The organism is Paenibacillus spongiae, from assembly GCF_024734895.1.
Lineage (GTDB): Bacteria > Bacillota > Bacilli > Paenibacillales > Paenibacillaceae > Paenibacillus_Z > Paenibacillus_Z spongiae.
On record NZ_CP091430.1, the window covers coordinates 3,967,520 to 3,978,022 of the forward strand.

Sequence of the window (10,503 nt, forward strand, 5' to 3'; positions counted from 1 at the left end):
GTTTAATTACAAAGCGATAGGGAGGATGAGAGGATGCCGCAATATTTTGCGCCCGGAGTGTATGTTGAAGAGATTGAACTCGGCGGAAAGCCGGTAGAAGGAGTTTCCACGAGTACAGCCGGATTTTTGGGTCAGACCGAACGCGGGCCGACGACGCCGAGACTGATTACGAGCTGGCTGCAATTTCAGAGGGTGTACGGAGGAGTGTTAGGCGAGCAGCCGTATTTGCCGCATACAGTAAAGGGCTTCTTCGACAACGGCGGCAAACGCTGCTACATCGCGCGCATCACGAAAGCAAGCGCCGTTTCGGCCGATCGCAAACTGAAAGATGCGGCAGATCAGAACGGCTTAACCGTCCAGGCAATCGGGGAAGGCGCTTGGGGCAACCGAATTGCCGTATCCGTGACCAAAGGATCGCTTAGCGGCATCAAGATCAACGTGTATTACTGGAAAGATGCGGTTCCGGATTCCAGCGCGCTTGCTCCGACAATCGCGGATACGAAGAAGCTTCCGCAGCCTACGATTACGGAGAGCTTCGACAACGTCTCCGCCGATGCTTCTTCTCCGGACTTCTATGCCATCAAAGTGAACGGCGTATCCGCTTTTATTGAACTGAAAAGCAAAAGCGGCGACACAGGGGCTTTGCCCGCGGATGGCAAAAATGCGGTCGGTTATTTGACCGGCGGATTGGATTCGAGAGAGGACGAAGGAAAACCGCAAATCGTCGATGCGGCGAACAAAACGATTAAGCTGGCACAGGCTACGGCTTCGACCGAAGCGAATGCCTACGTCAACATGACGCTCGAAATCGTAGAGGGCACCGGCAAAGATAAGAAATATACGATTACGGCTTACGATAAGGCTACCATAACGGCAACGATTGATCGGGCTTGGGACACCGTCCCGGACTTGAACTCCACCTATCGGATTACGTCAACGAAGCTAGTCGTTGAAGACTTCGTGAGAGGCAAGACGACGAAGCCCGATAAGAAAGGCTTGTTCGCGTTCGCCGATATCGACGATATTTCCATCCTCCACGCCCCATATTCCGAAGTTATTCCGGGTTTAACAACCGAGCTGATTACGCAATGCGAAAATTTGAGAGACCGCGTTGTCATCATCGATTCGAAGAAAGGCGAAGCGAATGTTACAAATGTGAACCCGCGCGCGGATCATTACGATTCCATGTTCGCCGCTTATTACTATCCTTGGGTCAAGATCGTTCATCCAACGAGCGGGATGAAGATCGAAGTGCCTCCCGGCGGTCACGTTGCAGGTATTTATGCGCGTTCCGACGCGGAGCGCGGCGTGCACAAGGCGCCTGCGAACGAAATTGTGCGCGGGGCGGTCGATCTGGAGTTCCAGATCACGATGCAGGAGCAAGAGACGCTCAATCCGCTCGGCGTGAACGTCATTCGCTCGTTCCCCGGCCGCGGCATTCGCGTATGGGGGGCCCGTACGACCTCCAGTAATCCGTCTTGGAAATACATCAACGTGCGCAGATTGTTCAACTTCATCGAGGAGTCGATTGACGAAGGCACGCAGTGGGTCGTGTTCGAGCCAAACGACGCGAAGCTGTGGGCGAGAGTCCGCCGCACGATCAACGATTTTCTCACCCGCGTCTGGCGAGACGGCGCACTTATGGGCACGAAGCAAGAGGAAGCGTTCTTCGTACGGGTCGACGATACGACGATGACGAAAGAAGATATCCAGAACGGCAGGCTAATCGCGATCATCGGTATCGCTCCTGTGAACCCCGCGGAGTTCGTCATCTTCCGGATCGCGCAAGTATCTTCCGGCACAGACATTAACCAAGCTTATTGAATGGATTAGAGGAGGAACTCTTTCATGGCGACAGGGCAGCGTAAAGATCCGCTTCGCAACTTCCGATTCCGCATCGAGATCGACGGTATCCAGCAAGCGGGCTTCAGCGACGCGACCGGCTTCGACTCGACGATCGACGTCATCGAATACCGGGAAGGGACAGACCCGACGCACGTTCGCAAGCTTTCCGGCTTGACCAAATACGGCAACATTACGTTGAAATGGGGCCAGACGGATTCGCTCGACTTGTACAATTGGCACAAGGAAGCGATTGTCGGCAACATTCAGCGCCGGAATCTATCCATCATCATCGTTGACGAAGCCGGCAATGACAAAGCCCGCTGGGAATTCGTCAGCGCATGGCCAACCAAATACGACGCGCCGGACTTTAACGCCAAAGGCAACGAAATCGCGATCGAATCGATCGAAATCGTGCACGAAGGCATGACGCGCGTCAGCTAATCATCCGATAACGCTCATCGATCAGGAGGCATCTTATGACTTTCGTTACCGAATTCGAATTCACGTTACCCAAAGGCTACGTCGATAAGCACGGCAACCTTCACCGGGACGGCGTCATGCGCCTGGCGACTGCCGCGGACGAGATTTTGCCGCTCAAGGACCCCCGGGTGCAGCAAAATCCGGCCTATCTGACGGTCATCCTGCTCTCCCGCGTCGTGACGAAGCTGGGAGAATTGCAAATGATCAATCCCGGCGTCATCGAAGGCTTGTTCTCGAGCGATCTGGCGTACTTGCAGCAGCTCTACCATCAGCTCAACGAGAGCGGCATGTCGGGCGTAGAAGCCGAATGCCCGCGCTGCGAGCATAAGTTTGCCGTGGAGGTAGCGGCCTCGGGGGAAGCTTAAGCGGCTACCCTCTGGATAAGCTTTACGAGGAGATGGCCTTTATCGCTTACTATTTTCACTGGCCGCATTCGGAGATCATGCAATTGGACCACCGGGAGCGAATGCGCTGGTGCGAGGAAATATCGAGCATCCATCGCAAGTCGAATCAGACGCCGGACAACGTCTTTAAGCTCTAGGGGGAGAAAGTATGGTAGCGGCGCTCCGGAAAGACCCGCTTACGAGCTTCAGGTTTCATATTGAGCTGGAAGGGCTCGTCGTCGGCGGATTCTCCGAAGTATCCGGCTTGCAGACAGAGCTGGAAACCGAAGATTACCGCGAAGGTGGGGTTAACCAGTACGTTCATAAAGTTTTGAAAACGACGAAATTCCCGAGTCTCACGTTAAAGCGAGGATTGACAAACTCCAGTACGTTGTGGACTTGGTTCCAAGAGACGTCTAGCGGAAAAATTACCCGCAGGAGCGGCTCGGTCATTCTGGTCGACGCGTTCGGCGATGAGAAGTGGCGTTGGAATTTTCGAGAGGCAATCCCCGTCAAATGGACCGGTCCGGAATTTAAAGCAGATAACGGAACCGTTGCCTTCGAATCGATCGAGCTCGTGCACAACGGATTCAGCAAGGATGGGTGACGTATGCAGCCTCTGTCCTTACAGTTTGCGCAGCGAGTGATGAATAAGTATGGCAACCCGGCAGCTAAAAGAACGGCCGGACCCAGGCTGGTGTTGCTTACAGCTTCAACTCGCTGGAATCTAATGCAGAGAGAGAGAGTTACAGAGCGCAGCTTGTGGATGACGACGACGAACATCCGTCCGATTGAAGTTCACCTGCATGTGAATTCCTTCAATCGGACGATGAACGATCGCATCTTCTCCATGCATAGCAGTTCCAACGTAATAGCGCATGCGTGGACGTCCGTTACGAAGCAGGTGCTGTCGTTTCTTCCGCGGCCATTGCCGATCCGTGTTGTCGAAAGGGTAATCGACGCTTGGAGTGTACCGACGCGGGCGATTGCTGCACATCGGTTTCCGAACCACACGGAGGAACGGCATCACTTTGTACGCCTGAGCTCATCGTTCTATTCTCCAATCGGGAATCATCGCCATAAGGCCAGTTTTCCACAGCATAAGCCATTAGAAGATCGGACTGCGCCTCGCGTTCTGCCAGAGGAAAGCATCGTGAAGGCGACATGGATTGCTTCGCGTGAGGTGCATCCGCATCACGTGACGCATGTGAACAATGAGAATGCCTATTCTTTCTCTCGTTCCGTCACGATGCTGCTCGCGGCAAATCCCCAGACGGCTGCATCGGACAAGCCTTCTGATGCTGCCCAAGCGGAAAGCCGAAGAGAGGCCCCGCCTATGGTGCAGAACGAGCTTCCAGCAGCACCGCCGCAGGCGATCGATATGAAGCGATTGACGGACGACGTCTATCAAGCGATCGAGCGGAAGCTTCGCATTGAAAGGCAAAGAAAAGGCTTATAAGCCAAGTTCCCGGAGGCGCCTATGGTTTTGGAGAAAGCGCTCATTCAGCCGCTTGACGAGCGGGGCGACCCGAAAGGCCAGCCGGTCAAGGTGCTGTTCAACCCGACTGAATATTCGATCGAGAAGGGCAACCAATATCAGTCCGTCGCGCTGCCGGGCAAATCCGTTCCGGCTTTGCAGTTCGTGAGCGGGAACGCGCAGACACTGACGATGGATTTGTTCTTCGATACGTATGAGCAGGGAGAAGACGTCCGCATATATACGGGACAAGTGACGGAATTGCTTAACATTGACAGAGACCTGCATGCGCCTCCGGTATGCATGTTTATCTGGGGCAAGCTTGTAATCAAAGGCGTCATCGAGAAGGTGTCCCAGAAGTTCACCATGTTCCTGAGCTCCGGCATTCCCGTGCGTGCGACGTTGAATGTCTCTATCAAAGAGTATAAGACGATTCAAGAGCAGATGGCAGAAGATCCGTCGTCCAACCCGGCGAAACAAGTGACGGTCAATGCGGGCACTTCGTTGTCCGCCATCGCCGCGCAGCAATACGGAGACCCCGGCAAGTGGCGCGAAATCGCCAAAGCGAACAACATTTCGAACCCGCGTCAGGTTCCTCCTGGTAAGCAAATTACGGTTCCTCCGTTGGAGTGATGGCATGAAATTCGCGGAATTGGACGACAAATACGGACATTTTTACGCGCCGCAGTTCGAGATTGAAGTCGATGGACGCAATCTCTCGAAAGAAGGCGCCATCATCTCTAGTGTGACCGTGGATCAATCGCTCGATGAGGCGGACCATTTTTCGTTTACGATTGATCATGCGTTCGATAAGGCCACAGTCGATATCAAGTGGATCGATCTATTCTTACCGGCGACCAAACGAGTCACGATTCGAATGGGGTATGCGGGCAAGCTCGAGCTCATGCTGATCGGCATGGTCACTTCCATCACGACGAAGTTTCCTTCGAGCGGGCCTCCGCAGCTGGAAGTCAGCGGACTGGACTTGTCCAATCTGCTTATGCAAAAGAAGGAACCGCGGTCCTGGAACAACTTGAAGCACAGCGATCTGGCAGAGCGGCTCGCAATGGAAAATCAATTGAAAAGCGACGTAGAAAACACTCACATTGAGTACCCGAAGATAACGAAAGATTCCAGGAAAAACGATTACCAATTCCTTCAATCGCTCGCGCAGCAAAACTACTTCGATTTTTATGTGTTCGGAGATACGCTCTATTTTCGAGCCCCGGATTTGAAAAGCGATCCTTTCTTGACGCTCGTCTGGCAACAAAACCTGCTGCAATTTCAGCCCGAATTGAACTTCGCGGGGCAAGTGCAAGAAGTCGAAGTAAGAGGCTGGGATCCGAAAGCGAAGCGGGAAATTGTAGGGACGGCGAGGGTCGGCGACGAGGCCGGGAGACAGTCTCATTCCCGCGAGAGAACCGGAGGCGAGCTCGTGTCGGGCTCCTCCGCCAACAAAATCAGCGAGAACGCGCGCATTCCCGTCTTCTCGCAGCAACAAGCGGACCAACTGGCGAGATCCATTCTGAATGAGCACGCGGAAGGCCTTATTAAAGGCAGCGGCGAGACGATCGGCATACCGGAGATTAAGCCCGGCAAACGAATCCAATTGGACGGTCTGGGCAAACGCTTCAGCAAAGCCTATTACATCGTGAAAAGCACGCATACGATCGGCAGCTCCGGCTACACGACGATTTTTCATATCAAGGAGAATGCGCTATGAGTCTTTTGGACTTGATGCAAACGGGAAATTCCGGAGGAGAACAATTACATGGCGTCGCGAACGCGATAGTGACGAACAATCAAGATCCGGAGCATATGGGGCGCGTCAAGCTGAGATTCCCCTGGCGCAAAGGCGAAGATGAGAGCCACTGGGCGAGAGTGGCGACGCTGATGGCAGGCAACGGCCGAGGCACTTATTTCCTGCCGGAAGTCGGAGATGAAGTGCTCGTCGCGTTCGAGATGGGGAATATCGATCACCCCTATGTGATCGGGGCCATCTGGAACGGCCAAGACAACCCTCCCAATAAGAACGGCGACGGGGATAACAACATTCGCACGATCAAATCTCGCAGCGGACACGAGCTCACTTTTGACGATACGAACGGCCAGGAGAAAGTGACGCTTCAGACGAAAGGCGGGCATCAGATCGTGCTCGACAATACGTCCGGATCGGAGAAAATCGAGATCGTCGATCATACCGGGAGCAATAAGATCAAGATGGATTCCGTCCAGAAAGAAATTCATATCGAGAGCGCGATGCGCCTCAACTTGAAATCGCAGATGATCGAGATCAGTGCGGACACCACGCTGACGATTAAGGCCGGGGCGACGTTGACGCTTCAAGGCGCCATGGTCAACATTAATTAATGACATTAACTATTGTGCGAAGGAGTGAACGCCATGCCGCCGTCAGCTCGAGCAGGGGACATGACCAGCCATGGTTCACCATTATGCCCGGGACCTGGCAGCATAAACGTACTCATCGGCGGAATGCCGGCATGGCGCGCATTGTCGGATACACATGCTTGTCCGCTCTCGACGCCGAATCCGCATGTGGGCGGCAATGTCGTCGCGGGAAGCGCCACGGTGTTCATTAACTCGCTTCCGGCCGCCCGATTGGGAGACAGCATCGTGGAAGGCGGAGGCCCTCCGAATACGATATTGTCCGGAGCACCGAACGTTATGATCGGCTAAGGGGGAAGCATGGAATGGCCAATGATTTCTTGGGTGTCGGTTGGAATTTCCCCGTCGTAGTGAACGGAGCTTCCGGTCGTATCGCTCTCGCGACCCACGAACAAGATATCGAGCAAGCGATTCGCATCATCTTGTTCACGGCCAAAGGCGAGCGCGTCATGCGGCCCGATTTTGGCTGCGGCATACACAATTATGTGTTTGCCTCGTTGAACACGGCGACGATCGGCTTGATGGAGTCAAGCGTTCGCGAAGCACTTATTCGATGGGAACCGCGGATCATCGTGAAAGGCGTCACCGTATCGCAGGATCCCTCAGCGCTTGCTCTCGGCAAGCTGCTGATCGACATCCAATATGTCGTTCGCTCCACGAATGAACCGTACAATCTCGTCTATCCGTTTTATTTGCGCGTGAGTTGATCAACAGCCATTCCGGAGGTGAAGGGATGAAATCCCCGCTGATCGATCCAAGAGAGTTTCGCGATATTGCCAAAGAAATGAGGGAATTGGCTCCTTTCTTCACACCCGAATGGGATCCGGATTCGGACAAGGATGCCGGGACTGCGGTGATGGATATCTTCGCCCGGATGTACGCAGGCATTCTTCAGCGATTGAATCGTGTGCCGGATAAGAACTTCATCGCGTTCCTCAATCGGCTCGGACTCCAGCTGCTGCCAGCCAGCCAAGCGAGAGGTCCGGTCACTTTTGCGTTAAGCTCGGGCGCTCTTGATTCGGTCGTCATCCCGGCACGCACGCAAGTTGCTGCGCCGCCGAATAACGGAGGTAAGCCGATCGTCTTCGAGACGGAACGCACGATTGCGGCAACGCCTGCCAAGATCAAACGCATACTGTCTTATTATCCAAACAAAGACCGCATCTCGGAAGCACCTGCAGCAATCCTCGATGCGAGCAGCAATACACCGTTCGAAATATTCGAAGAATCGGTTTTGCAGTCTCATGCGCTCTATATCGGACATTCCGATTTGTTGAAGGTGAGAGCCGCAACCAACTTCTTGTTAAGCTTCACTGGAAGATCGATGACAGGGCCCCAGCTAGACCTTTTCGCTAACACGAACGTCATGCAATGGCATTATAGTTCGGACTCGGACGGTGGATGGAAGCCGATGACCGCCGTGCATGAAGGGGGGCAAATTAAATTAAGCACCGATGAGTCGCCTGATATCGCCGAAACGACCGTAAATGGCGTAAAAAGCCGCTGGATTCGCGCAAGCGTTCGGCCGAATCAGATCAAGTCGACAGAAGGGATTCAGTTCGAGAACATCACCCTCTCGATTGACCAAGATCTTACGCAGCCCGACTTGGCTTACTACAACAACGTTCCGCTGGACGTTGACGCAAATAAATATTTCCCGTTCGGGGTAACACCCCGTCTGTACGATACCTTTTATGTAGCGAGCAAAGAAGCATTCTCCAAAAAAGGAGCGACTGTCACGCTCGACTTTACACTGACACATAAAATCGACTGGATCATATCCGATAACCCCTTGTTAACGGCCAAACGTATGAACGGGATATCCGCTCAGCTTTCTTGGGAGTATTGGAACGGGCAAGGATGGATGCGGCTCGGAAAAATCGACGAAAACTTCTGGATCACGAATAAAGAACCCGTTGACGGCCGATCGGTACAAGTGATATTTACGGTTCCGAGTGAGATGTCCGAGACGATCGTTCAAGGACAATCCAACTATTGGATCCGATGCAAGCTAGTAAGCGGCGATTTCGGCAAAGAAGTATTCAGCGGAAATGCCCTGGAAGCTCGATTCTACGCCCCCAAAATTTCGCGGCTGCATATCAAGTATAAGGTGATAAGCCAGACAGCCCAGCACATCGCAACTTACAATAACTTAACCTATCTCGATTGCACGGACGATGCTCAAAAGGGACGTTTGATTCAACCTTTTTATCGGCTTGCCGACGTTCATCCCGCGTTGTATATCGGATTCGATAAACCGCCGATCAAAGGGCCGAACAGCGTCTATTTCCATGTGCAGGATCAGGAATACCGCGAATCGGACTTCCCGAGGCTGGAGTGGGATTATTACCGAGCAAGCGACGGCCGATCCGGTTGGGCGCGGCTGGACGTTCAGGACTTCACCCGGCATCTGACGCAGAGCGGATGCGTCGAATTCATCGGTCCGCCGGATTTGGCGATTCCGGAGGCTTTGTTCGGCACTTCGCTTTATTGGATTCGCGCGGTGGACACGGAGAATCGATTCCAGTCGAAAGAATCGTCACGCCTTACGCACCTTCACAAACTAAATCGCATAAGCCAGTCGCATATTGCTGTTCATTCGAATAAAGAAGAGAGCTGTTCGTGCGGACCGGAACCGTGCGATGATTTTGTGCTGTTCGATCCCAGATTCTCGTCCTCGTCCGACAACCGGATCGTCCCGTCGCCGCTCCTGAATGGAATATTCTTGAATACGACGATGGCCGTTCATTCCGAGAGCATCGCGGGTGAAATTCTCGGTTCGAGCATAGGACAAGCTTCTGCAACTTACCAATTCACCAAATATCCAGTTCTGTCCGAGCAGATCTACATAAACGAGCTCAGCGTATTATCCGAGGAAGAACGAAAGGCATTAATTGACAATCCCGGCATGAGCGTTCGCGAAATAAAGGACGATGCCGGCGTGACCACGTCGTTCTGGGTGTTATGGACGGCGGTGGACAGCCTGCAAGAGACTAATGGAGAAGGCCGTCACTACGAGATCGACCGGACGTTCGGAACGGTGCAATTCGGCAACGGCGTCTATGGCAAGATCCCACCGATCGGCAGAGACAATCTATCCTCCGACTATCAAGCGGGTGGAGGCAGCGCGGGAAACATCGCCTCCGGCGAACTGAAAAGCATGCGTACTTCGATCGCATACGTCAACAGTCCGAACAATCCTTATGCATTCGAGTGCGGCTATGACACGGAACCGCTCGCTCGCGCACTGGAACGCGGACCGCTCATGATCCGAACCCGCAACCGGGCCGTTACCGCAGCAGACTATGAACAACTGACGCTTCAAGCGTCCCGAGGCATCGCCAAGGCGAAATGTCTGCCGAACTTCAATGACAAGGGCGAACGGGAGACGGGATGGGTAACCGTCCTCATCGTGCCCCGCAGCAGCGAGACGAAGCCGGTTCCGTCGCATCAGCTTAGGCAGCAAGTCGAGGAATCCCTCAGAAGCCGTGCCGCGAACATCGCCGCCGCTCCGCGCCATATTAAAGTGTTCGGCCCCGTGTACGCAGAAGTGTCGATATCGGCTCGCCTCATTGCCAGCACGTTCGATGCGATGCCGACCGTGGAAACCGAAGCTTACCGCAAGCTGACCGCTTATCTTCATCCGTTAACCGGAGGGAAGGACGGCAGAGGATGGGACTTCGGCAACCTGCCTTGCTTGAGCGAATTTTATTCGCTTCTCGAGGCCGATCGGAACGTCGATCACGTGGAAGAGCTGGTCATGACGATTCTGGATCCGGCGAGCGGCAAGTCGCTGCAAGTGACGTCGAATTCCCCGGCGGATATTCGATCCGTACCGTATCTGCTCCTCTACAGCGGAGAACACAAGCTCGTCGTATCAGGCGTACCGGTACTGTCTTAGAACGAAAGGGA

12 protein-coding genes are annotated in these 10,503 nt (G+C 53.8%); all 12 read left to right on the top strand.

Translation table 11 applies throughout. The features are described 5' to 3' along the window. The first annotated feature begins 33 nt into the window (after positions 1-33). The 12 genes from L1F29_RS18115 to L1F29_RS18170 all read left to right on the top strand — a co-directional run bounded on the left by L1F29_RS18115 (position 34) and on the right by L1F29_RS18170 (position 10,492). Entirely contained in the window at positions 34-1,824 is a 1,791-nt protein-coding gene (locus tag L1F29_RS18115; RefSeq protein WP_258383463.1) for a phage tail sheath family protein, read from the top strand. 24 nt (positions 1,825-1,848) lie between these two features. After that, the gene (locus tag L1F29_RS18120; RefSeq protein ID WP_258383464.1) at positions 1,849-2,286 is read left to right on the top strand and encodes a phage tail protein; all 438 of its coding nucleotides are present in this window, start codon (positions 1,849-1,851) and stop codon (positions 2,284-2,286) included. Positions 2,287-2,321: 35 nt separating this feature from the next. Then, positions 2,322-2,690 (top strand): phage tail assembly protein, encoded by a 369-nt coding sequence (locus tag L1F29_RS18125; protein ID WP_258383465.1) that lies wholly within the window; start codon positions 2,322-2,324, stop codon positions 2,688-2,690. Positions 2,691-2,722: 32 nt separating this feature from the next. After that, complete coding sequence (locus L1F29_RS18130; RefSeq protein ID WP_258383466.1) at positions 2,723-2,866, top strand: DUF6760 family protein; 144 nt, start codon at positions 2,723-2,725, stop codon at positions 2,864-2,866. Positions 2,867-2,877: 11 nt separating this feature from the next. Beyond that, entirely contained in the window at positions 2,878-3,315 is a 438-nt protein-coding gene (locus tag L1F29_RS18135; protein ID WP_258383467.1) for a phage tail protein, read from the top strand. A gap of 123 nt (positions 3,316-3,438) precedes the next feature. Next, positions 3,439-4,167 (top strand): hypothetical protein, encoded by a 729-nt coding sequence (locus L1F29_RS18140; RefSeq protein ID WP_258383468.1) that lies wholly within the window; start codon positions 3,439-3,441, stop codon positions 4,165-4,167. 21 nt (positions 4,168-4,188) lie between these two features. Next, positions 4,189-4,818, top strand: coding sequence for a CIS tube protein (locus L1F29_RS18145; RefSeq protein ID WP_258383469.1), 630 nt, complete (start codon positions 4,189-4,191; stop codon positions 4,816-4,818). 4 nt (positions 4,819-4,822) lie between these two features. Beyond that, positions 4,823-5,908: a phage late control D family protein gene (locus tag L1F29_RS18150; protein WP_258383470.1), complete on the top strand. Its 1,086-nt coding sequence runs from the start codon at positions 4,823-4,825 to the stop codon at positions 5,906-5,908. Beyond that, on the top strand, positions 5,905-6,555 hold the full coding sequence (locus tag L1F29_RS18155; protein ID WP_258383471.1) for a phage baseplate assembly protein V: 651 nt from the start codon (positions 5,905-5,907) through the stop codon (positions 6,553-6,555). Before L1F29_RS18150 ends, L1F29_RS18155 begins: the two co-directional genes overlap by 4 nt. Positions 6,556-6,588: 33 nt before the next feature. Next, positions 6,589-6,882, top strand: a complete 294-nt coding sequence (locus L1F29_RS18160) for a PAAR domain-containing protein (RefSeq protein ID WP_258383472.1) — start codon at positions 6,589-6,591, stop codon at positions 6,880-6,882. 14 nt (positions 6,883-6,896) lie between these two features. Further along, on the top strand, positions 6,897-7,298 hold the full coding sequence (locus tag L1F29_RS18165) for a GPW/gp25 family protein (RefSeq protein WP_258383473.1): 402 nt from the start codon (positions 6,897-6,899) through the stop codon (positions 7,296-7,298). A 26-nt stretch (positions 7,299-7,324) separates the two neighbouring features. Further along, a complete protein-coding gene (locus tag L1F29_RS18170) occupies positions 7,325-10,492 on the top strand; it encodes a putative baseplate assembly protein (protein ID WP_258383474.1) in 3,168 nt (1,055 codons plus the stop codon). Positions 10,493-10,503 lie beyond the last annotated feature (11 nt).